At 52.5% G+C, this 26,217-nt stretch carries 26 protein-coding genes; 8 read left to right on the top strand and 18 right to left on the bottom strand.

The window, feature by feature from the left end; genetic code table 11:
* Positions 1-437: 437 nt before the first annotated feature.
* Entirely contained in the window at positions 438-2,186 is a 1,749-nt protein-coding gene (locus EPYR_RS10575; protein WP_012668398.1) for a glycosyl hydrolase family 28-related protein, read from the top strand.
* 110 nt (positions 2,187-2,296) lie between these two features.
* Here EPYR_RS10575 and EPYR_RS10570 read toward each other — a convergent pair whose 3' ends face one another.
* Positions 2,297-3,691: a GGDEF domain-containing protein gene (locus EPYR_RS10570; protein WP_012668397.1), complete on the bottom strand. Its 1,395-nt coding sequence runs from the start codon at positions 3,689-3,691 to the stop codon at positions 2,297-2,299.
* 585 nt (positions 3,692-4,276) lie between these two features.
* Here EPYR_RS10570 and lolC point away from each other — a divergent pair.
* Genes lolC through cobB form a run of 5 tightly spaced genes read left to right on the top strand, consistent with a single transcriptional unit; the run spans position 4,277 to position 9,266 of the window.
* Complete coding sequence (gene lolC, locus EPYR_RS10565; RefSeq protein ID WP_012668396.1) at positions 4,277-5,476, top strand: lipoprotein-releasing ABC transporter permease subunit LolC; 1,200 nt, start codon at positions 4,277-4,279, stop codon at positions 5,474-5,476.
* Entirely contained in the window at positions 5,469-6,173 is a 705-nt protein-coding gene (lolD, locus tag EPYR_RS10560; protein WP_012668395.1) for a lipoprotein-releasing ABC transporter ATP-binding protein LolD, read from the top strand. The genes lolC and lolD overlap by 8 nt, the downstream gene beginning before the upstream one ends.
* Complete coding sequence (gene lolE, locus EPYR_RS10555; protein ID WP_012668394.1) at positions 6,173-7,417, top strand: lipoprotein-releasing ABC transporter permease subunit LolE; 1,245 nt, start codon at positions 6,173-6,175, stop codon at positions 7,415-7,417. The genes lolD and lolE overlap by 1 nt, the downstream gene beginning before the upstream one ends.
* A 14-nt stretch (positions 7,418-7,431) precedes the next feature.
* Positions 7,432-8,343, top strand: a complete 912-nt coding sequence (nagK, locus tag EPYR_RS10550) for an N-acetylglucosamine kinase (protein ID WP_012668393.1) — start codon at positions 7,432-7,434, stop codon at positions 8,341-8,343.
* An 8-nt stretch (positions 8,344-8,351) separates the two neighbouring features.
* Entirely contained in the window at positions 8,352-9,266 is a 915-nt protein-coding gene (gene cobB / locus EPYR_RS10545) for a Sir2 family NAD+-dependent deacetylase (RefSeq protein WP_014539045.1), read from the top strand.
* Here cobB and EPYR_RS10540 read toward each other — a convergent pair.
* Positions 9,216-10,388 carry a benzoate/H(+) symporter BenE family transporter gene (locus EPYR_RS10540; protein WP_012668391.1) on the bottom strand — a complete coding sequence of 391 codons (1,173 nt, stop codon included), beginning with the start codon at positions 10,386-10,388 and terminating at the stop codon, positions 9,216-9,218. The two genes, cobB and EPYR_RS10540, sit on opposite strands and share 51 nt — an antisense overlap.
* 107 nt (positions 10,389-10,495) lie before the next feature.
* Between EPYR_RS10540 and EPYR_RS10535 the strand changes: the two genes are divergently transcribed.
* On the top strand, positions 10,496-11,065 hold the full coding sequence (locus tag EPYR_RS10535) for a helix-turn-helix domain-containing protein (protein WP_012668390.1): 570 nt from the start codon (positions 10,496-10,498) through the stop codon (positions 11,063-11,065).
* A gap of 157 nt (positions 11,066-11,222) precedes the next feature.
* Here the strand turns inward: EPYR_RS10535 and EPYR_RS10530 are convergent, their stop codons facing one another.
* The 8 genes from EPYR_RS10530 to rluE all read right to left on the bottom strand — a co-directional run bounded on the left by EPYR_RS10530 (position 11,223) and on the right by rluE (position 19,261).
* Entirely contained in the window at positions 11,223-12,350 is a 1,128-nt protein-coding gene (locus tag EPYR_RS10530; RefSeq protein WP_012668389.1) for a ribosomal protein uL16 3-hydroxylase, read from the bottom strand.
* 199 nt (positions 12,351-12,549) lie between these two features.
* Complete coding sequence (gene phoQ, locus EPYR_RS10525) at positions 12,550-13,995, bottom strand: two-component system sensor histidine kinase PhoQ (protein WP_012668388.1); 1,446 nt, start codon at positions 13,993-13,995, stop codon at positions 12,550-12,552.
* Between the two features lie 4 nt (positions 13,996-13,999).
* On the bottom strand, positions 14,000-14,668 hold the full coding sequence (phoP, locus tag EPYR_RS10520) for a two-component system response regulator PhoP (protein ID WP_012668387.1): 669 nt from the start codon (positions 14,666-14,668) through the stop codon (positions 14,000-14,002).
* A 123-nt stretch (positions 14,669-14,791) separates the two neighbouring features.
* Positions 14,792-16,162 (bottom strand): adenylosuccinate lyase, encoded by a 1,371-nt coding sequence (purB, locus tag EPYR_RS10515; RefSeq protein WP_012668386.1) that lies wholly within the window; start codon positions 16,160-16,162, stop codon positions 14,792-14,794.
* 29 nt (positions 16,163-16,191) lie between these two features.
* Positions 16,192-16,836: a high frequency lysogenization protein HflD gene (gene hflD / locus EPYR_RS10510; protein ID WP_012668385.1), complete on the bottom strand. Its 645-nt coding sequence runs from the start codon at positions 16,834-16,836 to the stop codon at positions 16,192-16,194.
* 25 nt (positions 16,837-16,861) lie between these two features.
* A complete protein-coding gene (gene mnmA / locus EPYR_RS10505) occupies positions 16,862-17,971 on the bottom strand; it encodes a tRNA 2-thiouridine(34) synthase MnmA (RefSeq protein ID WP_012668384.1) in 1,110 nt (369 codons plus the stop codon).
* A gap of 109 nt (positions 17,972-18,080) precedes the next feature.
* Complete coding sequence (locus tag EPYR_RS10500; protein WP_012668383.1) at positions 18,081-18,557, bottom strand: NUDIX domain-containing protein; 477 nt, start codon at positions 18,555-18,557, stop codon at positions 18,081-18,083.
* A 47-nt stretch (positions 18,558-18,604) separates the two neighbouring features.
* Positions 18,605-19,261, bottom strand: a complete 657-nt coding sequence (gene rluE, locus EPYR_RS10495; RefSeq protein ID WP_012668382.1) for a 23S rRNA pseudouridine(2457) synthase RluE — start codon at positions 19,259-19,261, stop codon at positions 18,605-18,607.
* A 103-nt stretch (positions 19,262-19,364) separates the two neighbouring features.
* On the opposite strand from rluE, the gene icd reads away from it, so the two are divergent.
* On the top strand, positions 19,365-20,615 hold the full coding sequence (icd, locus tag EPYR_RS10490; protein WP_012668381.1) for an NADP-dependent isocitrate dehydrogenase: 1,251 nt from the start codon (positions 19,365-19,367) through the stop codon (positions 20,613-20,615).
* 105 nt (positions 20,616-20,720) lie between these two features.
* Here the strand turns inward: icd and EPYR_RS10485 are convergent, their stop codons facing one another.
* The 8 genes from EPYR_RS10485 to EPYR_RS10450 all read right to left on the bottom strand — a co-directional run bounded on the left by EPYR_RS10485 (position 20,721) and on the right by EPYR_RS10450 (position 26,088).
* Positions 20,721-22,088, bottom strand: coding sequence for an AAA family ATPase (locus EPYR_RS10485; RefSeq protein WP_012668380.1), 1,368 nt, complete (start codon positions 22,086-22,088; stop codon positions 20,721-20,723).
* Between the two features lie 33 nt (positions 22,089-22,121).
* On the bottom strand, positions 22,122-23,249 hold the full coding sequence (locus EPYR_RS10480; RefSeq protein ID WP_012668379.1) for a site-specific integrase: 1,128 nt from the start codon (positions 23,247-23,249) through the stop codon (positions 22,122-22,124).
* Positions 23,230-23,475, bottom strand: coding sequence for an excisionase (locus tag EPYR_RS10475; RefSeq protein ID WP_041474008.1), 246 nt, complete (start codon positions 23,473-23,475; stop codon positions 23,230-23,232). Before EPYR_RS10475 ends, EPYR_RS10480 begins: the two co-directional genes overlap by 20 nt.
* A 42-nt stretch (positions 23,476-23,517) precedes the next feature.
* Complete coding sequence (locus EPYR_RS10470; RefSeq protein WP_012668378.1) at positions 23,518-24,087, bottom strand: 3'-5' exonuclease; 570 nt, start codon at positions 24,085-24,087, stop codon at positions 23,518-23,520.
* Positions 24,084-24,359, bottom strand: coding sequence for a DUF551 domain-containing protein (locus EPYR_RS10465; RefSeq protein ID WP_081441640.1), 276 nt, complete (start codon positions 24,357-24,359; stop codon positions 24,084-24,086). Before EPYR_RS10465 ends, EPYR_RS10470 begins: the two co-directional genes overlap by 4 nt.
* 110 nt (positions 24,360-24,469) lie before the next feature.
* Positions 24,470-25,147 (bottom strand): ASCH domain-containing protein, encoded by a 678-nt coding sequence (locus tag EPYR_RS10460; protein ID WP_014539038.1) that lies wholly within the window; start codon positions 25,145-25,147, stop codon positions 24,470-24,472.
* Positions 25,122-25,565, bottom strand: coding sequence for a hypothetical protein (locus EPYR_RS10455; RefSeq protein WP_012668375.1), 444 nt, complete (start codon positions 25,563-25,565; stop codon positions 25,122-25,124). The genes EPYR_RS10460 and EPYR_RS10455 overlap by 26 nt, the downstream gene beginning before the upstream one ends.
* Complete coding sequence (locus EPYR_RS10450; RefSeq protein WP_012668374.1) at positions 25,558-26,088, bottom strand: hypothetical protein; 531 nt, start codon at positions 26,086-26,088, stop codon at positions 25,558-25,560. The genes EPYR_RS10455 and EPYR_RS10450 overlap by 8 nt, the downstream gene beginning before the upstream one ends.
* Positions 26,089-26,217 lie beyond the last annotated feature (129 nt).

Genomic DNA, 26,217 nt, shown 5'->3' with positions numbered 1-26,217 from the left:
CGGTCATATAGCGATTTATCAATTATTTTTCTTCTATTTGAATGCGTACGCAATTTCCGTTATAGGCTATTAACATCGAATTTTTCTGGCAGTCAGGGTCAGATTCTTATTATTTTGGCGATCTAAGGCTTTGTCATCGGGCGGTTAGAAAAGGAATTGACTGGAATGTTGATGTAAGCGGGCAGAATACCCTGCATGAGATCCTGTATTTGTATTCATACAGGTTTCATGGGGTGGTATATACATGTTGGTGTTTTTTGTGCTGATATCCACAGCCGTGCTGTCAACATGGCTGGAAGTGTTTATATGTGTGCGTCCCCTGTCCGGCAGCGCATGACATAAAGATATCGCACCACTATTAAAAGCTGAATTAACCTAACCATTTAATTTATCCTGAATAAGGCGCTGCGCGGGTGCGCATTGTCCTGGAGGTTATTATGATCGAAGTTAACTCTTTCGCTGAATTACGGACCACCGAGCCGACTGAATCTGCTGAAATTGCGCTATTAACCCGTTATCACGATGAGGGCGACAGCTTCCACGGTGGAGGTCATTTTATCGGCACCCACTCTTCAGTGCTACCAGCAGATGATGGCGGTACGTTGGCCGTGGGTCATGGTTTTTATTGGAGTCGCGTCAGTAATAGCATAGAAGAGCTGAATATCTACCACTTTGGCGCTAAAGGTGACGGCGTCACGGATGACAGCACGGCCTGTAAACGCATGTTGAGCTGGTCGAAAAGCGTCCATGGCGAGGGCGATAAGATGGGAGTGCGATTTCCTGCCGGCAATTTCTTAATCCATCCCATCGACCTGTCCGCCAGTGAAATACGCTTGTTTAGTCTTTACGGCGACGATAGTTCACAGGGGCTAACACCGCGTACCACGATTATCTCTGACATGTCAGCCACGCCCGTGTTCAAGGTTCAGGCGCGGCGTACCGTGATCGCAGGAATGAGCTGGGACGGCCGGGCAGATGCAGACATCAACGTTAATCAGAGAGCCATATCGGCTGAAATGTGCAGTAATCAACAACCGTTTTTTGAAAACACCATCGTCGCGGGAGAAGACGTTCAGGTTACCTGTTTTCGTGCTCAAAACAACGGCGGAACGGTATTCAAATTACTGGATACTTTGGACACCAGGATCGATCATATCTACACCAATAACACCTACGGCCGGGTCATCGAGGTCGGCTGGTCAAACAGCGCGAACGGTGCCTGGGATCACTCAACGGCGATAGAACTGTCAAACGCTAACTTTCAGCATGGCTTTAGTGATGCAACTTTGATGATGCCGCGCGTGACCCAGGGCATCCTGCGTAATGTCTGGATTAAACATACCCGTTTCCCCGGTGACCTGAACAATGGCCAGTGGTTGATTGACGCACTCAGTCTGGAAGACTGCGCCAACCCGTTGATTCTGGACAATGCACGCGTGCAAATAAGGCAGCTCAACCTGCAATCAGGTGGATCCGTAAGTCTGAACAACACCACCGACCGCTGGTTGTCCGGTTTTGAAACTGGCTGGCGCCGGGATGAAAGTTTTGGTACCCAGATGACCGGGACTCTGCGTGTGGGATGGCACAGTGGCTACCGGATAACCAATAATTCTGGCTGCGATAAGTGGTATAAGTTGGGCAAGGTTTTTATGCCGAAAGAGAACCAGCAGTGGATTGTTGAGATGACTGGCAAACTCACTAATGAAGAAATCAACGGGGTCGCCGGTAATCCTGTCACGGCGATGTCTTCAGGCACCAGCTATCTTGCTATCTATCGCTGTGCTAAGGCGATCTACGCCGACATCCGCCATTATGGTTTACCGGCGGTGCTCGACATCAAATACAACCGCGTTGGTACTACCACATCGGAGATTTGGGTGAAACTCAAAGCTAACAGTGGCGATAGCCTGTTTAATCTGACATCGACCGGGCCAACGCGCTTTGAGTCCGGGGTATGTTCGTTATTTACTTCGGATCTGGACGAAGTTGCCGATCTTACCACCATAGGCACGGTATCTCCGGCAGCGCGTATGAGCTTGCATAACGGGCTGGCGGGAGTCGGGGCGAATGAGAAAGGCATACTGACAATCGCCACCGCCACGGCAAGCACACCCACCGATCTGACGCCCAGCGGCTACATGATGGTTAACCTGAACGGAATCGATCGCAAAATTGCCTATTATTAAGAGGTGAGCGAATATCGACCGCGTTAACTCTCCCCTTTTACCGGGCTTACCTAAAATGATCGGCAGTTGTTACTCTACAAAGCCAACCCGTGGCGTGCGGGTTGGCATCATTACAGCACAAATTCGGGTCGTACCTGATTACGCCCGCTACTCTTGGCAATATAGAGCTGTTCGTCGGCGCGCATAATCGACTCGTCAAGGCTGTTCACGTTGCTGATGTTAAGCGAGCTGATGCCAATACTGACCGTCACACTCAAATCGTGACCGTTAAAAATAATCTTGTTGTTTTCAACGTTTTGCCGCAGGCGATTGGCCAACAGTGACGAGCGAGGCTGCGTCATCCCCTGGATCAAAATCAAAAACTCTTCCCCGCCCATACGACAAACCAGCGTCGATGGTGATAGCCCTTCACGAAGACACTCAGCGGTTTTTGCCAGTACGTAGTCCCCCGCAGCATGGCCCCAAGTGTCATTGATATCCTTGAAACGGTCGATATCAATCACTAGCGCTGCGCCGATAAATCCCTGTTGCCGGTTGCGCCCGGTAACCAGTGAATCCAGTTTTGTTGAGAGACCGCTGCGTGTCAGCGCACCGGTTAAAAAGTCATAATCAGCACGCCGGGTAATGCGTGCCACCAGCTTTTTATTAGAAAGCGTGCTCAGGCTGACAATCAGCGGACCGATCAGCATGGCCGCCACGCCGAGGCGTGCAGAGGACAAGCTGTCGATGCGAAACAGATCACCCTTACCCTGAATATTCAATACATTGCCTGCCACCAATATAATTTCGCTAATACCGGTCAGCATGGTCAGAAAACAGGTGACAAAGAGCGGATAGCTGATGGCGCACCATAGCAACGCGGGCAGGGGGAACAGCAGACTGCCACCCCCACCCAACCAAATTGCACTGACGATTGTCACGATCAGCGTCAGCAGAGGCAAAACGCTGCTGTCGCGCAGCGCTGCGGCAAGCTGCGGCAGCTGCTGACGGCGCGGCAGGCTAATCATCAGCGGCAACAGCAAAATTGAGGTCGACATCTGTTCGGAAAACCACGAGGACCAGGCTTTGACCAGATCATCGTCAAAGTAGTGCTGGCTGACGACGGCTCCAACCACCGCACATGCTGCCGCTCCGAGCAGTGATGCCGGAAACAGGTGCAACAGAGCCTGCAAACGACGGGTAAACGTGCGCCTGAAGTACAGGGTAAGCAGCACCCAACGCGCGGTGGTAATAAACACAATGTTGGCGGCATTCAGCCCAATGGCCACCATTATGTCGTTGCCAAAACAGAGTTCGGCGCACAACATGCCCATATAAAGCACCAGCAGGTTGCCCGATTTGTCCAGCGAAGGAAAGCGAACCAGCAGTCCGAGAAATACGGCATTACAGGGCCAGAATAGTGACAGCGAGGCAAAATGACGTGACTCGAGGCCGATACTCGACAGCAGCATGGCAAGGGTAAATAGCATGATGGCCCGACTAAGGTGATAAGTATTATTTGGCATCTTTCAGGCTCAGGACGGTAAAAATAAATCGCTCACCGGCCGGCCGGCTTACGGCTGGCTGTGGGGTTTGCCACATAACGATATGAGTTAAATAGCGTGAAATTACGGGTTTAAAGGAGGCGTGACGCCCGGTTGCGGAAAATTTATCGATATTTTACCTAATGGCCAGGATGTCATTTTTGCTCACGCAACAAGAGTCATTAAGTCACTATTAACGTTAACGATTCTCATATGCTCTACTGCAGAGCCTTGATGTATTGCATTGCAACATATAACCCATAAAAGAGGATCGAGCGAATAAAAGAGCGGACTATGCGCCAGATTATCTTAATTCCAGATTAACCTTATCAGGGAGGTGGTGATTTTACGCGGGCGTTATCTCCGCCACACTGTTCAGGTTTTAAGCAGATGATGCTCAACCGGGCGGCAGGGCGGCTCTATGCAGTTGGTTTTGACATATTTAGGGGAATTTTTCAGCTGCTGACGAAACAATGCGCAAAGTCAGAGGCTTAGTGGTTCCATAAAGCGGTGCTAACCTTTATCATCCCCTGCAATTGTTTACTGCCATAACAAAAGACGGATGCCATGTATCAACCTGTCGCCTTATTTATTGGCCTGCGCTACATGCGCGGGCGTGGCTCAGACCGTTTCGGGCGGTTTGTCTCCTGGCTTTCGGCCATCGGTATTACGCTGGGCGTGATGGCACTGGTCACCGTGTTGTCGGTGATGAATGGTCTGGAACATCAGCTGGAAAAAAATACGTTAGGTTTAATGCCTCAGGCGTTGGTTACCAGCGATTCGGGTTTCATCAACCCCCAGCAGATGCCTGCCAGCAGCCTGCATCTGTCCGGAGTTAGCCGCATCACGCCGTTGACCACCGGTGAAGTGGTCATGCAGAGCGCTGGCAGCGTTGGCGTCGGCGTCATGTTGGGGATTAACCCTGATGAAGCCGACCCGCTAAAGCCGTTTTTGATTAACGTGAAGCAGCAGCAGCTGCGATCCGGCCAGTATAATGTGATCGTCGGCGAGCAGCTGGCAGGTCAGCTCGGGCTAAAGACGGGTGAACAAGTGCGCCTGATGGTGCCCTCCGCCAGCCAGTTTACACCGATGGGGCGCATTCCCAGCCAGCGGCTGTTCACCGTGATCGGAACTTTCTCCGCTAACAGCGATGTCGATGGTTATCAGATTCTTGTCAATCAGCAGGATGCCTCACGCCTGATGCGCTACCCGGCAGGCAATATTACCGGCTGGCGTCTGTGGCTGGACAAACCGTTGCAGGTCGACAGCACCAGCCAGCAGGCCTTACCTGAATCGCTGGTGTGGAAAGACTGGCGTGAGCGTAAAGGCGAACTGTTCCAGGCGGTTAAAATGGAAAAAAATATGATGGGGCTGCTGCTCAGCCTGATCGTCGCCGTGGCTGCTTTCAATATTGTGACTTCACTGGGTCTGCTGATCATGGAGAAACAAGGTGAAGTGGCTATCCTGCAAACTCAGGGGCTGACGCGTCGGCAAATTGTCGCGCTGTTTATGGTGCAGGGGGCGACGGCCGGCATTGTCGGTTCGCTGCTCGGTGCACTGCTGGGCGTGTTGCTGGCCAGCCAGCTTGATAACCTGATGCCGGTGATTGGCACTTTCCTTGAGGGGGGGGCATTACCGGTTGAGATTTCTCTGGCAAAGGTTGCCACGATTACCGTCACCGCGATCGTCGTGGCACTGCTGTCGACACTCTATCCATCCTGGCGCGCCGCCGCCGTTCAACCCGCAGAGGCTTTACGCTATGAGTAACAAGATCCTGTTGCAGTGCGACAACCTGTGCAAGCGCTATCAGGAAGGCAGCGTGCAGACCGAGGTCTTGCGCAATGTCACCTTCGAGGTTCAGCCAGGTGAAATGATGGCCATTGTCGGCAGTTCCGGCTCGGGAAAGAGCACCCTGATGCATCTGCTGGGCGGCCTGGATACGCCAAGCTCTGGCGATGTGCGGTTCGACGGCAGCTCACTCAACGCCATGTCCTCTGCGGCAAAAGCCGGATTGCGTAACCGGGAGCTGGGCTTTATCTACCAGTTTCACCATCTGCTACCCGATTTCAGCGCGTTGGAAAATGTGGCTATGCCGCTGCTGATCGCGAAAACCGCCAGGACTCAGGCACAAGAACGGGCGGCGCAAATGCTGAAAGCAGTCGGTCTTGAGCATCGTGCGGCGCATCGCCCGTCTGAACTCTCCGGAGGCGAGCGCCAGCGCGTGGCGATTGCTCGTGCGCTGGTCAATAACCCGCGCCTGGTGCTGGCCGATGAGCCGACCGGCAATCTTGATGCTCGTAACGCTGATGCCATTTTCGATCTGTTAAATGAATTGAATCAGCGGCAGGGTACGGCTTTTTTGGTGGTCACCCACGATCTGCATCTGGCCAAACGTCTGCCGCGTCAGATGGAGATGCGTGACGGTCAGCTCAGCGAACAGGTGAAACTGGCAGGACGTTTCTGATGGCGGGATCTCTTTCATTATTGCTGGGTTTGCGCTTCAGCCGGGGCCGGCGGCGCGGCGGCATGGTATCGCTGATCTCGGCGATCTCAACCGTGGGCATTGCGCTGGGCGTTGCCGTATTGATCATCGGCCTGAGCGCAATGAACGGATTTGAACGTGAACTCAACCAGCGCATTCTGGCGGTGGTTCCGCATGGCGAAATCGAACCCGTTAACCAGCCGTTCACCGGATGGCAGGCGCTGTTACCGAAGATCGCACAGGTTCCCGGCGTGGCGGCAGCGGCACCCTATATTAATTTTACCGGGCTGATTGAAAGCGGCAGCAAGCTACAGGCGGTTCAGGTAAAAGGGATTGATCCACAGCTGGAAAGCCGTCTTAGCGCGTTGCCATCTTACGTACAGGGGCATGCGTGGCAAAGTTTCGCGCCGGGTAAGCAGCAGATCCTGCTGGGACAAGGGGTGGCAGACAGCCTTAAGCTAAAACAGGGCGAATGGCTGACAGTGATGATCCCCAACAGCGATGCTGGCCACAAATTGCTGCAGCCTAAGCGCGTGCGTTTGCAGGTGGCCGGCGTGCTTAAACTCAGCGGCATGCTCGATCACAGCCTGGCCTTGGTACCGTTGGACGATGCCCAACAGCTGCTGGGCATGGGGGAAAATGTGACGGGTATTGCCATCAAAGCCAACGATCCGTTCAACGCGGCTGCCGTGGTGCGCCAGGCCGGGGAAGTGACGCATTCTTACGTTTATATTCGTAGCTGGATCGGCACCTACGGATATATGTATCGCGACATTCAGATGATCCGCGCGATTATGTATCTGGCAATGGTGCTGGTGATCGGCGTTGCCTGCTTTAATATCGTGTCCACGCTGGTGATGGCAGTGAAAGATAAGAGCAGCGATATTGCGGTACTGCGCACTTTGGGGGCTAAAGATGGCCTTATTCGCGCCATTTTTGTCTGGTACGGACTGCTGGCCGGGCTGTTGGGCAGCGTCAGTGGCGTCGTGGTTGGGGTACTGGCTGCCGTTAATCTGACGCCCATCATGCACGCGATTGAAGCGGTAACGGGCTACCAATTCCTCTCCGGTGATATCTATTTTATTGATTTTCTGCCCTCTGAACTGCAATGGCGCGATGTTGTTGCCGTACTGTTGACATCGCTGGTGCTCAGTCTGATCGCCAGCTGGTACCCCGCTCGCCGCGCCAGCCGTATCGACCCGGCCAGGGTGCTCAGCGGCCAGTAAGCACAGGAGGTGAGATGTATTACGGTTTTGATGTCGGCGGCAGTAAAATTGCCCTTGGCGTGTATGACGCTCAGCGACGGCTTATCTGGCAGCAGCGGGTTGCCACGCCAGGAGATGACTATGCACAGCTGCTGGCCGTACTGCAAAGTCTGACGCAGCAGGCAGATGCCTTTTGTGGCGCACGGGGCAGCGTGGGTATTGGCGTACCGGGGCTGCCGATAGCGGATGACGGTACGCTGTTTAGCGCTAATATCCCGGCGGCGCGCGGGCGTACGCTACGGGCCGATCTCAGCGAGCGTGTTGGTCGGGAAGTGCGTATTGATAATGATGCCAACTGTTTTGCCCTGTCCGAAGCCTGGGATAACGAATTCATCGACTATCCGGTAGTATTGGGGGTTATTCTCGGCACTGGCGTTGGCGCTGGGCTTATAGTCGACGGAAAGCCGGTTACCGGGCGTAACCATATGGTCGGCGAACTCGGCCATATGCGTCTGCCGGTAGATGCGCTGCGGGTGCTTGGCCATGATATTCCTCTGCTGCCCTGTGGCTGCGGTAAGCAGGGTTGTATTGAGGGCTATCTCTCAGGAACCGGATTTTCCTGGCTGTGGCAGCATTTTTATCAGCAGGCACAGAGTGCGCCGGAGATTATCGCTCGTTATTATCAAGGCGAGGCTGACGCCTTGGCGCACACCGAACGTTATTGCGAGCTGCTGGCCGTTTGTTTAGGCAATATTTTGACGCTGCTGGATCCGCACCTGGTGGTTCTGGGCGGCGGTTTGTCCAACTTCGATGCGCTGTATGACGGTCTGGCAGAACGGGTGAGGTCTCATCTGTTACCGATAGCCCGGCCACCGCGCTTTGCTAAGGCGCGTCATGGAGACGCAGGAGGAATGCGCGGTGCCGCATTCCTGCACCTGAATGTTTAGAGGATTTAATGATGCGTACACCCCGTCGCCGCCTGAGGCTGGCACGCTACAAGAAGACCCGACGCCAGGTACACCAGCGTTTCCGTCAGCGCATTTTTGAACGCGACCGCAATATTGAGATTGCCCGCGATCGACTGCCTCGGGTTGTCGTGCTCACCGGCGCGGGCATCTCTGCGGAGTCAGGCATAAAGACCTTTCGCGCCGCAGACGGATTATGGGAAGACCACAAGGTCGAAGATGTGGCCACGCCTGAAGGCTTCGCCCGTAACCCGCAGCGGGTTCAGGATTTCTATAATCAGCGCCGTCGTCAGCTCCAACAGCCAGACGTTCAGCCGAATGCCGCACATCTGGCGCTGGCGGAACTGGAAGCGGCGCTGGGCGACCATTTTCTGCTGGTGACCCAGAATATTGACAACCTGCACGAGCGGGCGGGCAACCACAATGTCATCCATATGCACGGGGAACTGCTGAAGGTACGCTGTAGCAACAGTGGCCAGACCCTGCACTGGAACGAAGATGTCAAACCCAACGATCGCTGCCACTGTTGCCAGTTCCCGTCGGTACTGCGCCCGCATATCGTATGGTTTGGCGAAATGCCTTTGCAGATGGACGAAATAGGCCAGGCCATTGTTGAAGCGGATTATTTCGTCGCCATCGGCACCTCTGGCCACGTCTATCCGGCTGCCGGCTTCGTGCACGAGGCCCGCTTGCAGGGGGCGCACACCATCGAGCTTAATCTGGAACCGAGCCAGGTGGGCAGCGAATTTGAACAGAAGCACTACGGGCTGGCGAGTCAGGTCGTGCCCGAATGGGTTCACAATGTGCTGAAGATGATTGCCCGGCCGATCGCACAGCACAACTGTGAACCCTCTTCAGCGCCTGGACGGCGTCAGGATCGGGTGGGCGATAACGCCGCCGATTAATCCCCAAAATGCGGAACCCACTCCCAGCAGAGTGACGCCCGAGGCGGTGATCAGAAAAGCGATTGTCGCCGCATCACGCTGCTTTTCATCCCCCAGCGCGCGTTGCAGGCTGGCGGAAAGCGTACCCAGCAGCGCCAGCCCGGCGATGGTATGAATAAACGCCAGCGGCAGTGCATTAAAAAGTCCAATGATGGCACCACCATATATTCCCGCCAGCAGATAAAAGACTCCGGCCGCCGCTGCCGCCCAATATCGGCGTTGAGGATCTCTGTGCACATCTTCCCCCATACAAATGGCTGCGGTGATTGCGGCGATACAGACGCTAAACCCGCCGAACGGTGCCAGCAGCAGGGCGGTCAGCGCGGTCCAGGCAATCAGTGGTGACACCGGCAGGGCATAGCCGTGGGCCTTCAGCGCGGCAATCCCTGGCGCGTTCTGGGATGCCATGGTGACCACGAAAAACGGGATGCCAATACCCATCAACGAGGACAGGCTAAAGTGCGGTGCAATAAACTGCGGCATGGCGAAACGTGGCGTGTGGTTCAGATGAATATCGCCCTGTATGGCAGCCACAAGTAAGCCTGCCAGCAACGTCAACACGATGGCATAGCGCGGTGACCAGCGGCGTGACAGCAGCCAAACCAGACACATGGTGCCGCTCAGGGCAACGTTAACCTGCAGCGCAGCGAACCCATGAATACCGAAGTGCAGCAGGATACCGGCCAGCATCGCGCTGGTAATGGCCTGTGGGATGGCGTTCATCAAGCGAGAGAAAATCCCGGTTATTCCGCAAATCAGCATCAGGGCGGAGGCGAAGACAAATACGCCAATCGCTTCATCAAGCGGTGTGCCCGGCAAACTGGTGACCAGCAGCGCAGCACCGGGCGTTGACCAGGCGGTGAGCACCGGCGTGCGATACCACAGCGACAGTGCCAATGTCGTCACGCCCATTGCCAGACCGAGTACCGTTATCCATCCTCCGATCTGCGCGGCGCTGGCACCTGCCGCTTCTGCCGCCTGGAAGATAATGGCGGCAGAACTGGTGTAACTGACCAGCACGGCAACAAATCCGGCGGCGACCGCCGGAAAAGTGGGGTGGTTCAGAGCCTGGGGTGAACGCATAGTCGGTTCCTCGGATGATGTCCTGTACGTTATAACGCACAACGTAGCATTGTGCGTTATAACGTACAAGGGGTTATACTCATTGCAAACAATATGGAGAAATTAACGTGGACAGGTTACAACATCATCTGGCGCAAACTCTGAAGGCGCAGCGTGCAACGCGCGGCTGGAGCCTCACTCAGGCGGCACAGATGACCGGGGTGAGTAAGGCCATGCTCGGGCAAATCGAGCGCGCGGAGTCAAGTCCTACCATCGCGACGCTATGGAAGATCGCCAGCGGTTTTAACCTGCCATTTTCTTCTTTTATCGCTGCGGACATCGCCGATCGTGGCGCTGCGCGCAGTCAAGGTCAGTTGCAGGGATATCGTCAGCCTAATCATGGAATGCAGATAGTGCCGTTATTTCCCTTCGATGCAGAGACAGGCTTTGAAATGCTGGTCGTTGAGTTGGTGGCGGGAGCGCTGAGCGAATCCAGCGCGCATGAGCAGGGCGTGATTGAGCACGCAATCGTCATTAGCGGGCAGCTGGAGATCGCGGTTGATGGCTGCAGGCAGCGGCTTAAAGAAGGGGAGGCGCTGCGTTTTCACGCGGACCGGCCGCACAGCTATTGCAATCCGGGTAAAACGTTACTCTGTTTTCATAATATCATTCATTACCCGCGTTACCCGCGTCGGTAATGATGTCTGGCCGCTGCATACTGTCCTGAGACGCGTATTGCCCGCATCGCGGCAGTTTTCATAACGGGCAAGCCGGATTGACAGGGGTTATGGCGCGGGCGGCGAAGACGATCGCGGCCGGACGACCAACGGCAGCGGTCGTCCGTGATGATTGTATTTATTCCTGGTCGGCAAAATACCAGTAGCCGCTGTTAACCAACGCTGCCAGCTGTGCCAGAAACGAGGGGTCTTCAAGCGCATCACCCAGCTGTTCCTGGCCCAGCGTCAGCTGGTTAGCCAGTGCCATCAGAGCAGAGCGGTGGGGCGATTCCACACTTTCACCATTGATAAATACCGCCTCGCCAATGGAAACCACGCGCAGCCCTCCCAGACGTGTCAGTTGACTGCTTTGTTGCAACGCATCGTAAATTTCATCCGGTTGATACGGGGGTTCAGGCGGAGCGACATCCAGTTCGTGGCGCGATTGCGAAATAAATTCGCCAAACCACTGGTTGAAGTGCTGCGGTTGGTTGATGACATCCAGCATCATAGCGCGGATACCGTCCAGTTCTGCGGGGAGGATCTCTGCATTGTTATCACGCATTTGTACATCCGGATCGCTGAAACGATGGCTTCCCATTTCGCGTGCCAGCACGTAGTCGGCAAAACCGCTGATCAACTCGCGCCCGCTTGGCGCACGGAAGCCCACCGAGTAATTTATGGCGTTTTCCAGCGAATAGCCTTCATGAGGGAAGCCTGGCGGAATATAAAGAATGTCCCCTGGCTCCATCTCTTCATCGATAATGGCATCAAAAGGCTCCACCTGTAACAGATCCGGATGTGGACAGTGCTGTTTCATCTCTCTTTTTTCACCTACTCGCCAGCGACGGCGGCCGGTGCCCTGGATGATAAACACATCATACTGATCAAAGTGAGGCCCTACGCCGCCACCGGCTACCGAGAAGGAGATCATCAGGTCGTCAACACGCCAGTCAGGAATGGCGCGGAAGGGATGCATCAGCGCGGCAGAAGGCTCATGCCAGTGATTAACCGCCTGTACCAGCAGCGACCAGTTATTTTCCCCAAGGTGATCATAGCTCTCAAACGGCCCGTGTCCGACCTGCCATTTTCCATCCTGATGGCTGACCAGGCGACTATCCACTTCGTTTTCCATCGCCAGGCCAGCCAGCTCGTCAGGAGAAATGGGGTCGACAAAGTTTTTAAAGCCGCGTTTTAGCACCACCGGGCGTTTCTGCCAGTAGCGGTTAATAAAGTCGGGCCAGTTGAGATCGAGCTGATATTCCATGATGGTTTCCTGAAACGCCAAAGTGGATAGATTATAACAGTGAGGAGCGGATGCTGGGTACTGCGCCCGTCATTCTTCACGCTGCAGATACGTTGGCTTCCCTTCTGAAACGGCCCGTTGATGGGCCTAGCCACCTTGAACAACGTGCTTGCTGCTTTCCTGCTTATCAAATTATATCGGGTATGGCGCGCCCGGAAAGTTACTGGCGCTGAAAAATCACTTCCATCCGTGCACCGCCAAGCGCGCTGGTGCTGGTGCTGATCTCCCCGGCGTACTGTTCCAGGATATCTCGTGCCAGCGACAGCCCAAGGCCCTGTCCCGGGCGCAGGGTATCAGCGCGCTGGCCACGGATAAATATCAGGTCCCGCTTGTTTTCCGGGATGCCGGGACCGTCATCTTCAACGATGATACGCAAGGTATTTTCAGATTGCTGGACGCTAACCTCAACAAACTCCAGGCAGTATTTACAGGCGTTATCCAGCACGTTGCCCATGACTTCCATAAAATCATTTTGTTCACCGACGAAGATCACTTCCGGAGAAATATCCAGGGTCAAAACCACGCCTTTGCGCTGGTAAACCTTATTCAGCGCCGAACCCAGGCTGTCGAGCAGGGCGGGTACCGAGTGCAGGTCGCGCTTCAGGGCATGGTGATCGGCCTGCATGCTGGCGCGATGCAAATAATATCCTATCTGCTGCGAAATACGGCTAATCTGCTCCAGCATTATCGGCTCAGCTTGTTGTATGGAAAGGTTACGACCACCGCGTAATGAACGAAGCGTGCTCTGCAATACCGCCAGCGGTGTTTTCAGGCTGTGCGCCAAATCACTCAACGTGGTTCGGTAGCGGGTGTAGCGCTGGCGCTCGTTATCCAGCAGCAGGTTTAAATTACGTACCAGTCCCTTGAGTTCTTGCGGAGTGGACGGGTCGAGCGTTTCACGGCTACCGCCTTCCAGCTCGCGTACCTGTGCCGCCAGTGAGCCGATAGGGCGCAGGCTCCAGTGCGCAGCAAGCCACAACAGTGGAATGATCAGCAGCAGATTGGCCAGCAGCACGTAGCTGAACCATGACCACACGATGTCGGAATGTTGCAGCTCCTGAGGAATGGAGTCGACGACCACGATGGTGAGCTTTGGCAAAGTTAGCGTTGCATTATAACGATTGACCGCCACCGAGTGGGTGAAAGTATCATTGCCGTCATCGTCATAGTCGCTTAACTTTTTCTGTGCGTCACGATCATTGCCCAGCACTTCGCGGCTGGTGTGATTGTTGGTGTCAATTTCATAAAAATCAGACTTTTTCAGCCATTCACGCTGAATTTTCGAGCGGATATCCGGCACATCCCGCTGCTGCCAGATAAGCTTACCGCCATCGTCATAAATAAACACCAGCGCTGGAAAATTAAGCGTCATGCGCTCGGGTTGCATGATAGTCAGCTTATCGTCCTGCCATTTAGCCAGGGTGAAAAACAGATTACTTTCACTGCGCAGTACGCGGTAAGTGTTTTTATCGAAGCTCACCACGTAACCGACCACTGCAACCATGCCGTAGGAGAGAGACATTGTCAAAACAACGGCGGCGGTGGCAAGGAGGAAACGGATGCGTAACGAGAAGGGTTTTTTACGGCGAGAACTAAAATTAATCATACCTTCAGAGATCGAAGCGGTAACCCTGACCGCGCACTGTAGTGATAACTTCCTGCGCATGTTCTGCCTGAATCTTTTTGCGCAGACGCCCCATCAACACATCGATGGTATGGCTTTCGCGCAGTTCAGCGTCGGGATAGAGTTGCAGCATCAGCGAATCCTTACTGACCACTTTTCCAGCATTACGAATCAACGTTTCAATAATGGTGTATTCGAAGGCGGTGAGCTTAATCTGGCGGTCGTTGATGGTTAATTCCCGGCGCGAGAGGTCAACCTGGAAAGGCTGCAGCGTAATGATCTGTGAGGCCAGACCGCAGTTGCGGCGCATCAGCGCCTGCAAACGTGCGACCACCTCTTCAATATGAAACGGCTTGGTGACGTAGTCATCGGCACCGGCTTCCAGCGCTTCAACTTTGGCTTGCCAACCGTCACGAGCGGTCAATACCAGAATAGGCTGACGCACTTCCTGAGTACGCCAGCGGCGGATCAGCGTCATGCCGTCTTCATCTGGCAGACCAAGATCGACCAGCGTAATATCCGGGGTGTGTTCGTTGAGGAAGTAGTCAGCCTCTTTCGCATCTTCAGCGGCATCGACCTGATGACCCATCTCACGCAGCTGCACCGCCAGATGATGACGCAGCAGTGGATTATCTTCCACAATTAACACACGCATAGCCTAATCCTTAAGAAAAAAAGAGCCACCAGATATCAGCAGCACAGATTAAGAAAAGTATAGCGGACAGCAAATAAACCGCAGCTTAACATGGGCCGACTTGCGCCAGCCCACCTGAACGGCTTATCGCAAATCGTCAACCATCTGAACGGCACGGCCGAGATAGTTTGCCGGCGTCATTTGCTTCAAACGCGCTTTTTCTTCATCTGGCAGCGCCAGACTGTCGATAAAGGTCTTCATGCCTTGCGCATCAACGCGTTTGCCACGAGTCAGCTCTTTCAGCTTCTCATAGGGTTTCTCAATACCATAACGACGCATTACCGTCTGAATTGGTTCGGCCAGAACTTCCCAGTTGTTATCCAGCTCATCCAGAAGTCGGTCGCGATTCACCTCCAGTTTGGACACGCCTTTTAGCGTTGCCTGGTAGGCAATCAACGCGTAACCCACACCCACGCCAAGGTTGCGCAGCACGGTTGAGTCGGTCAGGTCACGCTGCCAGCGTGAAACGGGCAATTTTCTTGCCAGATGCTGCATCACGGCGTTTGCCAGGCCGAGATTGCCTTCGGAGTTTTCGAAGTCAATCGGATTGACCTTGTGTGGCATGGTGGAAGAACCAATTTCACCGGCAATCGTCTTCTGTCTGAAATGATTCAGCGCGATATAGCCCCAAATATCACGATCGAAGTCGATCAGGATAGTGTTAAAACGCGCCATGCAGTCAAACAGTTCGGCAATATAGTCATGTGGTTCAATCTGCGTGGTGTACGGATTCCAGGTCACGCCCAACGAGGTGACGAACTCCTCACTTAGCTGGTGCCAGTCTACTTCCGGGTAAGCGGCGATATGCGCATTATAATTTCCTACCGCGCCGTTGATTTTACCCAGGATCTCGATGCGCTCCAGCTGGCATAACTGACGTTCGAAACGATAAGCGACGTTAGCCATTTCTTTACCCAGGGTCGACGGAGTCGCCGGCTGGCCGTGCGTGCGAGACAGCAGCGGGATGTCACGATACTGCACCGCCAGGTCTTTCACTGCGGCAATGATCTTCTTCCAGTAAGGCACAATGACTTCGCGGCGTGCGGTTTCAAGCATCAGCGCATGCGACAGGTTATTGATATCTTCTGAAGTACAGGCGAAGTGAATAAACTCAGATACGGCATGCAGGGCAGGGACGGATGCGACCTTCTCTTTCAGAAAGTATTCCACTGCTTTCACATCGTGATTGGTTGTACGCTCGATGGTTTTAATGCGGGCTGCATCTTCTTCGCTAAAAGTAGCAATAACAGTATCGAGGAAAGCGTTTGCGTCGGCATCAAATGCCGGAACTTCCTCGATCTCTGGGCAAGCGGCCAGTTTTTGTAGCCAGCGGATTTCAACCTCGACGCGGTATTTCAGCAGGCCATATTCGCTAAAAATAGTACGCAGGGGGCTGATCTTGTCGCCATAACGGCCATCTACGGGTGAAACGGCGGTCAGAGAGGATAATTCCATTGAAGCTGCTCCTGGATCGATTAAAAAAATCAGGTTGGGTTCCCGCTCAGGCGTGCGAGGATCGCTTTCGCCTCATTAACTAAACGGTTACGGGAAAGCATGAGTTGCAGACGGCCACCGCCGACCTGCTGCCATAACACCGCCGCACGGATGCCCGCCAGCAGTGTTGCACGAACTTTATTCTGCATTTGGGTATTTTGCAGGATTGCCGGGGAGCCGGTCACCTGAATACGCGGGCCGAGTGGACTTATCACATCGACATAAATCCCGGCGATTGCACCAAGCAGGGTATCTGATTCCAGATCATAATGCGCCAGCTGGCGATCGAGCTGTTCAATACGGCTTGAGAGATCGCTCAGCGCCGTTTTACTGGCGTTAAGTTTGCGCTCCAATACCATCATGCTCAGGGTATAACGAGTCAGCTCAGCGCCCAGCCCCTGGCGGCTGCTGCTATTGAGTACCGCGACCAGGCTTTCCAGCCCAAACTGCAGGTTTGCTTCCTGATTGCCGAAAACGGCCAGCGCAGAAGGCGGATTCAGATCAAGCAGGCTGCTTAGTGACGTCTTCAGCGCGTCTGGTGGGCACTGCCCGTGGTGCGCCAGCTGCTGTACCAGATGGGCTGATTGGCAGATTCCAGCCAGCGCCAGAGTAATATCATAATAGTTTTTCGCCACGGTGACTGACTCCTGGCTGGTTATGTCAGGCGTTGATTAACGGCAGACGTTGTTCAATGACGCCGCCACCAAGGCAGACTTCATCGAGATAAAAGACCGCAGACTGCCCCGGCGTAACGGCCGCCACCGGATAATCAAAACGCACCTCAATGCGTTCAGCATCAAGGGGGATCACCGTGCAGGGGATATCCTCCTGGCGATAGCGGGTTTTAACCGTACAGCGTAACGAGGCGGATAACACACTCCTGTCGACCCAGTGCAGCTGCTGGGCAGTCAGACCTTGTGACATCAGGCGGGGATGATCGTGGCCTTGTGCCACCACCAGCAGGTTATTGGTCACATCCTTATCAACCACATACCAGGGATCTTCGTTGGCCTCTTTTCGGCCACCGATACCCAGACCTTTGCGCTGACCAAGGGTGTGATACATCAGGCCCTGATGTTGCCCAACATTAACCCCATCAACGGAGATAATGGCTCCTGGCTGTGCCGGTAAATAGCGTGCAAGGAACTCGGTGAATTTGCGCTCGCCGATAAAACAGATACCGGTTGAATCTTTTTTCTTCGCAGTCACCAGCTTCAGCTGCTCCGCAATGCGGCGCACTTCAGGTTTAGCAAGTTCTCCGACCGGAAACAGGCTTTGCGCGATGTGTTCGTGACCGAGAGTATAGAGAAAGTAACTTTGGTCTTTATTGCCGTCCAGACCGCGCAGCAGACGGCTTTTGCCGCCCATATCCTGTCGGCGCACGTAGTGACCTGTGGCGATGTAGTCTGCCCCTAAATCTTCCGCAGCGAACTCCAGAAAGGCTTTAAACTTGATCTCTTTATTGCAAAGAATGTCGGGATTGGGTGTACGCCCGGCTTTGTACTCGGCCAGGAAGTGCTCGAAGACGTTATCCCAATACTCGGCGGCAAAGTTGACCGTATGCAGATATATGCCGAGTTTGTCGCAGACGGCTTGCGCATCGGCAAGGTCTTCTGCTGCGGTGCAGTACGCTTCATCATCGTCCTCCTCCCAGTTCTTCATAAACAGGCCTTCAACCTGAAAGCCCTGTTGCTGCAGCAACCAGGCCGAAACGGAGGAGTCCACGCCGCCGGACATGCCGACGATCACTTTTTTCTGGCTGTTAGACATCTTGTACCTGACTTTAAAGTTTCTACCCGTCCTCTTTTTAGCCATTAGCTAAAACATTCGGGGTACCAGGAGTCGTTAAAGGCGACTCTGATAAAATTGCGGGCGTATTCTACCATGCGGCGGCGGCGTCCGCACTCTCGCTAAATGGCCACTGGAAGGCGCTGAGAATGTCCAGCGGGTAGCGCACTCCATTCTGATAAATATGCAGGCTTTCTGCTACCAGCGGTGAGCGCAGTTTTTTTGACGATATAATATCTTGTGCTGGTAGCCACCAGCAGCGATCAATATCCCGATCCTGTGGCCATGTTTCAACCACCTCTGGCAGGTCGAGGGCGAACAGAAAACGCAGAAAGGGCGTATTATCGGGAGCTATCCACTGGTGCAGACGTAAAAATGCCTGTGGCACCGCATCAAGACCGGTCTCTTCCGATAACTCACGCACTGCCGCCTGCAGCAGGGTTTCATCTGCCTCCAGATGGCCAGCTGGCTGATTCCACGTTATTCGCCCGCGTACCCGTTCTTCTACAACCAGAAACCGTCCTTCAGCCTGTACTACGGTCGCAACGGTGACATGCGGTTTAAACATAATGCTCTCCATAAGGTGAATATGCGTGGCATAGCGCCGGTTAATCGTCAGATTTCATCACTGATATCACGCCACTCTCCAGGTGCCAGCGCCCGTAGCCCTAAACTACCCATAGAAAAACGGATCAGGCGCAAAGTTGGAAAACCGATATGAGCGGTCATACGCCTGACCTGGCGGTTACGTCCTTCATAAAGGGTTATTTTCAGCCAGCAGGTTGGAATGGCTTTGCGTTCGCGGATGGGTGGCTGACGATCCCACAACCAGTCGGGGGCAGCCACCTTTTCTACCACTGCTGGCAGGGTAGGGCCATCTTTCAGATTTACCCCATCGCGCAGCGGCTGCAGATCGCCTTCCTGCGGGCAGCCTTCAACCTGCACATAATAGACTTTCCCGGTACGCTTACCCGGCTGGGTAAGCTGCGCTTGTAGCTCGCCGTCATTGGTTAACACCATCAGCCCTTCACTATCGCGGTCAAGCCTGCCTGCGGCGTAAATACCCAACTGCGGAACGTAATCTTTTAGGGTGCGACGACCGGATCCATCGCTAAATTGTGGTAACACATCGAACGGTTTGTTAAACAGCACCACGCAGCGGGGGCTTTTGCCTGCTGGCTTTGCGGCAGAGCGGGGACGGTTGCGCTTAGTGTGATGATGAGTAAAGGAAGTTTTTCGCATAGTCTTTGCACTCAGGAACAATAAGCGCATTATACCGCAAACCTGAGATGATTGGCGTTAGGGTAATATTCAAGTAGTATTGACGCGCATCTTACAAGTCATTAACAAAAAAAAGCGCTCGAAGGAGAGGTTAATGGAAAGCAAAGTAGTTGTTCCGGTGGAAGGTCAGAAAATCACCCTGGACCAGGGAAAACTCAACGTACCTGATAATCCTATCATCCCGTTTATCGAAGGTGATGGCATTGGCGTTGATGTGTCTCCGGTGATGATCAAAGTCGTTGACGCCGCGGTGCAGAAAGCTTACAGCGGTGAACGTAAAATTTCCTGGATGGAAATTTACACCGGTGAGAAGTCGGTAGAGCTTTATGGCCAGGATGTCTGGCTGCCAGAAGAAACCCTCGACCTGATTAAAGAATATCGCGTTGCCATTAAAGGCCCTCTGACCACCCCGGTCGGCGGCGGCATTCGGTCCCTGAATGTTGCCCTGCGCCAGCAGCTGGATCTCTACATTTGTCTGCGTCCTGTTCGCTACTACACTGGCACGCCAAGCCCGGTGAAACGCCCTGAAGATACCGATATGGTGATTTTCCGTGAGAACTCCGAAGATATCTATGCCGGTATCGAGTGGAAAGCGGGTACGCCAGAAGCGGATAAAGTGATCAAATTCCTGCGCGAAGAAATGGGCGTGAAGAAGATCCGTTTTCCAGAGCAGTGCGGTATTGGCGTTAAGCCTTGTTCGCAAGCCGGTACCCAACGTCTGGTGCGTGCAGCCATCGAATACGCCATTGCCAACGACCGCGATTCCGTCACTCTGGTCCATAAAGGCAATATCATGAAGTTCACCGAAGGCGCTTTCAAAGACTGGGGTTACCAGTTGGCGAAAGATGAGTTCGGCGGCGAGCCAATTGATGGTGGCCCATGGCTGACCATCAACAACCCCAACACCGGCAAAGAGATTGTGATTAAAGACGTGATCGCAGATGCTTTTCTTCAGCAGATCCTGCTACGTCCGGCCGAGTATGATGTGATTGCCTGTATGAATCTGAACGGTGACTACATCTCGGATGCGCTGGCAGCGCAGGTTGGCGGCATTGGTATTGCCCCGGGAGCTAACATCGGAGACGAATGCGCGCTGTTCGAAGCGACCCACGGTACTGCGCCTAAGTATGCAGGACAGGACAAGGTGAACCCGGGTTCAGTTATCCTGTCAGCAGAGATGATGCTGCGTCATATGGGCTGGACCGAAGCAGCCGACCTGATTGTTAAAGGTATGGAAGGGGCAATCGCCGCTAAAACCGTGACCTATGACTTTGAGCGCCAGATGGACGGTGCTAAGTTACTGAAATCGTCAGAGTTTGGCGATGCGATGATTAAGCATATGTAAGTGCGGTAGCTTGAAAAATTTGTTAACGGGAGCATAGCGCTCCCTTTTTTTTGATAGCCTGCTAACGGTTATCAAAATTTTATCAAAATAAGTTATCAAAACCCCTTACTCAGACCTAATATCATTCTTCTGTTTTCTAAAAATTTTGTTCTCTATAGGAGTTAAAGGTTGATAAGAAGTTGAGCGGTAAGAAGCAACTTGGGCTGATGGTTCATTTGCTGTAAACCTTCTTTCAAAGTCAAGTTTGACACCGTTTATCTCAGCCATCATACGAACATAGCCACGAAGCATATTTTCTTTAAATCGAAACCACCCCTTTCTACCTTCAAGAGCGGGGATGATAACGCTCCCGAAATCCTCTTGTTTAAGTTTTGTAAACTGGCGGTCAAATTGTTTATTATCAAGTTTTTGATATTCTTTTTGATTACATATGTGGTTATAAGAAAGCAAAATAGTTTTCTTTTCTCTTTGTAGATCCCCAGAGTCTGCCATTGCCCAAAGTATATGGTGAAAATATTCTGGTCTACAATTGGTTGCTTGAACGTAATCGTATTTTAAAGTTTCTGAGACAGAACTAACTGCGTCAGTGAGTCCTTCCAAAAAAATTGGATGGGTGATGTGATCAATTTCCTCATCTTTAGAATATACACAGCATAATATTTTTTCACATAGTAGGTGGACATAATGAGGATAACCATCACTAAGACCAGATATTTTAAACTTTACGTCTTTATCCAGGAAGATATCAAATTCATTGAAAGCACGGTCGATAATCTCATCTCGACCGCTCCATGGTAATGCATCTAGATGAGTTTGATGAATCTGTCTTTCACTTGAGAGATGCCCTCCAATCAGGGAGTGTAATGAGTCACCAATTCCTGTAAATATAATTTTTATATTAACATCTTGATCTCCGAGATTCTTAATGAGTCGCCCGAAGTTTTTTCTTTCTTCTATGTCTTCTATCTGATCGAATTCATCAATCACTATGAATGGGGTAGACGAATGTTTTCCTATCAATGATGCTAAAGCGCTTGCTGCTGAAGAAACTGATTGAGTCACTTGGGGTGTTGCTTTCTCTGATTTCTTATATTGGGCAGATAAACCAATGCCGCTATAAGAAACACCTGCACCGAGTGTTGTTTCTTTTGCCAAATCTATTGATTTTATTCCTTTTGATAAAATATCTTGGACTATGGTACTTAGAGAAGATTTTGGCTCACATCCAACAAAAATAGGGTCATTTTCCTGCTGTAATTTTACAGCGATAGTTTGCGCTAAAGATGTCTTACCAACCCCCCTGTCTCCATAAATGAAAGCATGCCTGCCATCAGCATATAATGCACCTTCAATTTCGTTTATTTGCTTCTCACGTCCAAACAGCATTTCAAATGATGAGATGGGGGCAGATGGTCTAATCACTAACTTCAATCTTTCGTAAAACTCTTGAGTTGATAGGTTATTTATGCTCATAAATTCTCTTCTAAGGAATGTGTATGGAATAGACTAAAGGTTTATTTTAAGCCAGTCTTTGCCTCTGTCATCATGATAGCAATCAGTTTGTCCTTGATTTTTATGGCCTAGCAGCCTCATTGTATCAACACCCTGAGCTTTGTATAACCGTTCAGATAAAGAACGTTGCTCATGGAACGTTGCCGGCGTACCAGTTCCCCAATCCAGTCCCGCCTTATCCCGCGCCTTGCTAAAATTCATGGTGATGGTATTCGATTTCACCTGCGCGCCTCGTTCTGCCTGAGATGTGGCGCGGAAAAAATGGACCATCCAGGGACTGACTGCGTAATCCCTGCACCGGGTTACAACATCCCGTAAACTCCAGTTAATCGCATTCAGACGAAGTGAAAGGGGGATGGCAATCTTGCTCCCGGTCTTTTCCTGAATAACATGCAGATGATCGTCCCAGATATCACTGAACTTCATATTAGAGATATCCCCCAGACGCTGGCCGGTGACGAGGGCCAGCAGCATAGCGTTGCCCATATACTGATGGCTGGTATTAGCGACATCGAATATTTTCTGCCACTCTTCCAGATTGAGGCGCTGCCGCGTAATCTTCTGTTTAGGCTGTTTTGTGGCCAGAGCAGGATTATGACCTGGTGGCACCTCACCGAAATGCTGCGCTTCCCTGAATACGTCGATCAGCACTGAACGGACTACCTGTGCCATTCTTGGTTGGCCGGCTGCAATATAATGCTCCAGGATTTGAGCAATATCGCGGACATCGACAGAGGAGATCAGTTTCATACCCGCGCGTTCTTTGAACAGAGCAACAGGTTTAGCTTTCTGCTTATAGGTATTTACCCGAATATCGCCACTATCCAGCCGCTCCTTCTGAATTTTCCAGTACTTGTCCAGCCAGGTTGCAGTGGTGATAGCTTGCCCCTTGCTGGCAGCAATCTTGTCACCGATTGCTAAAATCTGTCTTGTTCGCTGCTCTGCCAGTCGGGCATTAGCTTCGGTTGCTATTGCGACAGCTTCTGTTTCGTCCGTGCCAAGACTGTGGAATTTACCCGTAAGAGGATGCTTATAGCGCCAGTAAATTTTGTTCACTTTCCGGCTATAAAGCGGATAAAGGTTTGGCACTTTGACGTTATTTTTACGAGGTCTTGCAGCCATCGTATAATATCCTCTGCAGCAATGGCGAATCTGATTTTTTGATTACGGGCTGCGCAATACTACCCGTTATCTCGGCATCCTCTCTTACTCGCCAGAATTTGCCTTCTTTACTGGCTGGTGGGGAAAACATGCTTTGCTTGGCGTACCTACGCAATGTACTTAGGCTCGGAGGATTGCTCCGGTACTTTGCGGCGGCCCATTCTTCTAATGTCAGCATTTGAATCATGGTTTTTCTCCATAAAGCCCGGCTTCATCCGGGCAGTTAGGCTTATTCTTCGTGACTGGTAGGTATCAAATGTTGCCAGATAGCGGACACGTATTTTGCCTGGTTAATAGCATCAGCCAGCGCATTGTGTCGTTCGCCGTCAAAAGGCATATCCCGTTTTGGATCGAAACCGATTTCGCGGCCTAAAGTAACGATGGTGCGAACGTCATGGTCATTCCAAAATTGCCACGGGCAGGACTGGCCAGCACGCTCAAAAGCCCCGCGCACAATAACGTTGTCGAAGTTGGCACCGTTGCCCCACACATTTAGATATTTGGTGTTGTTCGCATGACGGTTAATGAAATGGCTTAATTCAGACAGTGCATCGGTTATTTTCAAAGCGGCATCGGAGCAAATGGCCGCACGCGCTTCCGGGCTTTGCTTCAGCCACCAGATAATAGTATCTCCGTCTGGAATGGCTCCCTGCTCCATTGCGCTGGTGAGGTTGACGGCCACATAGAACTCTTCGCCCAACTCGCTGCTTTGCGGATCGAAAAATACCGCACCAATGGAGACGATCGGGGTGTCCGGTTTGGTACCCATCGTTTCAAGGTCGAGCATTAAATGATTCATAACGTCTCCATTTCAGGCTTATCTGGGATTGGTGCCCAGTGAGTAATATGGGTATTTTCACTATTCAGTTCTGTAATCTGAAAAGACCATTCCCAGTTACCGGTTTCTTTCTGCCCGGATGTGCGCCAGACAGAACGCCATCCAATCACCCAACCTTCGCCGCTGGCGTCATACAGCAGGACTGTATTGTTAGGTTCAGGAAGTTGCTGGGTAACTGGTATCGTCGGAGTTGCAGCATCACGCTGGGCCAGCTCTTTCACTCGCAAAGACATGTCGTGGCAATGAGATGAAAGCACCAAAAAATCTTTAGCAATAAGAGCAGGAAAACTTTCATCTGTCGCCGCGTGAATACGGCTTAATAGCCTATCTAGCTGTTTTGTGCTCACTTTGCATCCTCCACGCGCTTAAACTCGACTACCCACACCCACGGGTTAGCCTGCCAGCTGCCCTCGCCGTAAATCGATTCCCACAGCCATGAATAGTCCTCTTTCGCGTTATGGGCGAGTCCTTCCTTTATTACATCTCGGGCGCTAATCTCATGCAGGCGCTCCACGCGAACGCCGGTAATCTCAAGCGTTATGCGGGAAGCCCAGCGCGGCATGTGGATGGATGGCGTCCATGCGCCCTCATATTGCATATCGTCAGTATGAGGTTTCCAGACCGCGTCGTCAGGAATTGACCACAGCCCATAATTACCGGGGCGCTGTTCGCAGCTGGCACGGTAAATTCTCGCGGCTTCTGGCCCACCGCCTTTAACCAGATTTTCATTCCAGTCGATAGCACAGCGATCTTCATTTCCGAGGATGGCCCACGTCTCACGCACCCACAGGCGATCGCCTACCGCACCGAACGGGTTCGCTGGAATTGCGGAGTACGGCTGCGTGCCGTGCGGTAGCCACCAATCATGGGTATGCCTCGGGCTACGCGGGTTTTGGGCTGGTTTGACGCTCCATTCATCACCAATGCGCTGGTTTTTGATAATCCGGCGCGTCTGCGTTTTGCTGCCATCCAGAACTGCACGTACCATTTCTGCGTTAAATATGATCGGACGTTCGCGCATTGTCGCCTCCCTGCCGTTTCTGCACCTTCTCACAGAGATCATCAACTGGACGCAGCCAGTAGCAAACCGGGCCATCCTCGGTATCGTAGATTGAGGCAATAAACCAGCCGCCGCCTTCTGGTGATGTCGGTTTCCACTGGCTTACATCGCCATCACCTGACTCATAGGCTGCTTTCTGTTCTTCAGTTGCGTCACTCTCCATCCACTGCAGATGGCCTGTTACGCGGTTTACGCTTTTCCACGACTCAAACTCACCAGGTGCACCAAACTCCATGCCGTTGGCCGGAACAAAAAGATCCGGATGAGTCCAGTAGCCGTCCTCGTCACGTTCGACGGGTAATGCGGTAATTGGAGAAAGTTTTGCTGTATTGCTCATGCGGCTGCCGCAGCACATGTCCAGTATTGATTTATCACGCATGATGTTTACCCATCAGTTGGTTATAACGGTTCAGGAATAAAACTCGCGCCTGACGTGGGTTGAGCGGTGACATTGTAAAACCGGCGCAGGGAATTCCCTCAAGGCATGGCCACGGCGTCCCGTCGTCTAAATCAAAATCGCGGCGTTCGGTTGCCAGCATAATCAGGTCGGCATATTTGACCGGTGTTGTTATTGCTGGTGGCAGGCCATATTTACGCCGGATGACTGTGTCAATGCGTTCCTCCACTTCCCGGTAGTCGGGTAACAGAGATTTCAGCGGTGAGTTAATATCACTGCAGTAGGCTTCTTGCGCATCGTGTAGCAGCCCCTCCAGTGCAAATTCAGCTGGAACAAGATAACTGACGTGAACCGAGTGCTGGGCAACGCTATAAAAATCAGGTAAGTGTCCGGTGAAGCGGCAAATATTTGAAAGTGCGGCTGCAATGTCTTCAATGCAAATGCTGGCCGGGTCGGTATTAATGAAATTGAAGTGCTTTCCTGTGACTGTCTGAATCCACGACATATATTTCTCCACGTTATTTAATGCGACTGCAATCGCGTAAATTTCCTGTGCGCAACCCTTGCCGTGTGGGCAATATTATTTTCATTACGCTTCACTAAATGCCCCATTTGCGGGGCATTTAAGGCTGCA

Origin of the sequence: Erwinia pyrifoliae DSM 12163 (assembly GCF_000026985.1) — a bacterium.
In the GTDB taxonomy this organism is placed as follows: Bacteria; Pseudomonadota; Gammaproteobacteria; order Enterobacterales; family Enterobacteriaceae; genus Erwinia; species Erwinia pyrifoliae.
Note: the sequence above shows the minus strand (reverse complement) of the source record. Positions and strands in the feature narration are given on the sequence as shown.

What these genes read in the sequence shown, in the direction of transcription:
- EPYR_RS10455 (WP_012668375.1), bottom strand. Translation starts at nt 25,565, where the DNA reads ATGCGTGATAAATCAATACTGGACATGTGCTGCGGCAGCCGCATGAGC.
- EPYR_RS10500 (WP_012668383.1), bottom strand. Translation starts at nt 18,557, where the DNA reads ATGTTTAAACCGCATGTCACCGTTGCGACCGTAGTACAGGCTGAAGGA.
- lolC (WP_012668396.1), top strand. Translation starts at nt 4,277, where the DNA reads ATGTATCAACCTGTCGCCTTATTTATTGGCCTGCGCTACATGCGCGGG.
- rluE (WP_012668382.1), bottom strand. Translation starts at nt 19,261, where the DNA reads ATGCGCTTATTGTTCCTGAGTGCAAAGACTATGCGAAAAACTTCCTTT.
- EPYR_RS10530 (WP_012668389.1), bottom strand. Translation starts at nt 12,350, where the DNA reads ATGGAATATCAGCTCGATCTCAACTGGCCCGACTTTATTAACCGCTAC.
- EPYR_RS10465 (WP_081441640.1), bottom strand. Translation starts at nt 24,359, where the DNA reads ATGTCTTTGCGAGTGAAAGAGCTGGCCCAGCGTGATGCTGCAACTCCG.
- EPYR_RS10485 (WP_012668380.1), bottom strand. Translation starts at nt 22,088, where the DNA reads ATGAGCATAAATAACCTATCAACTCAAGAGTTTTACGAAAGATTGAAG.
- cobB (WP_014539045.1), top strand. Translation starts at nt 8,352, where the DNA reads ATGATGCGTACACCCCGTCGCCGCCTGAGGCTGGCACGCTACAAGAAG.
- icd (WP_012668381.1), top strand. Translation starts at nt 19,365, where the DNA reads ATGGAAAGCAAAGTAGTTGTTCCGGTGGAAGGTCAGAAAATCACCCTG.
- lolD (WP_012668395.1), top strand. Translation starts at nt 5,469, where the DNA reads ATGAGTAACAAGATCCTGTTGCAGTGCGACAACCTGTGCAAGCGCTAT.
- purB (WP_012668386.1), bottom strand. Translation starts at nt 16,162, where the DNA reads ATGGAATTATCCTCTCTGACCGCCGTTTCACCCGTAGATGGCCGTTAT.
- EPYR_RS10450 (WP_012668374.1), bottom strand. Translation starts at nt 26,088, where the DNA reads ATGTCGTGGATTCAGACAGTCACAGGAAAGCACTTCAATTTCATTAAT.
- EPYR_RS10540 (WP_012668391.1), bottom strand. Translation starts at nt 10,388, where the DNA reads ATGCGTTCACCCCAGGCTCTGAACCACCCCACTTTTCCGGCGGTCGCC.
- EPYR_RS10480 (WP_012668379.1), bottom strand. Translation starts at nt 23,249, where the DNA reads ATGGCTGCAAGACCTCGTAAAAATAACGTCAAAGTGCCAAACCTTTAT.
- EPYR_RS10475 (WP_041474008.1), bottom strand. Translation starts at nt 23,475, where the DNA reads ATGATTCAAATGCTGACATTAGAAGAATGGGCCGCCGCAAAGTACCGG.
- lolE (WP_012668394.1), top strand. Translation starts at nt 6,173, where the DNA reads ATGGCGGGATCTCTTTCATTATTGCTGGGTTTGCGCTTCAGCCGGGGC.
- EPYR_RS10570 (WP_012668397.1), bottom strand. Translation starts at nt 3,691, where the DNA reads ATGCCAAATAATACTTATCACCTTAGTCGGGCCATCATGCTATTTACC.
- phoQ (WP_012668388.1), bottom strand. Translation starts at nt 13,995, where the DNA reads ATGATTAATTTTAGTTCTCGCCGTAAAAAACCCTTCTCGTTACGCATC.
- EPYR_RS10460 (WP_014539038.1), bottom strand. Translation starts at nt 25,147, where the DNA reads ATGCGCGAACGTCCGATCATATTTAACGCAGAAATGGTACGTGCAGTT.
- phoP (WP_012668387.1), bottom strand. Translation starts at nt 14,668, where the DNA reads ATGCGTGTGTTAATTGTGGAAGATAATCCACTGCTGCGTCATCATCTG.
- EPYR_RS10575 (WP_012668398.1), top strand. Translation starts at nt 438, where the DNA reads ATGATCGAAGTTAACTCTTTCGCTGAATTACGGACCACCGAGCCGACT.
- nagK (WP_012668393.1), top strand. Translation starts at nt 7,432, where the DNA reads ATGTATTACGGTTTTGATGTCGGCGGCAGTAAAATTGCCCTTGGCGTG.
- mnmA (WP_012668384.1), bottom strand. Translation starts at nt 17,971, where the DNA reads ATGTCTAACAGCCAGAAAAAAGTGATCGTCGGCATGTCCGGCGGCGTG.
- EPYR_RS10470 (WP_012668378.1), bottom strand. Translation starts at nt 24,087, where the DNA reads ATGAATCATTTAATGCTCGACCTTGAAACGATGGGTACCAAACCGGAC.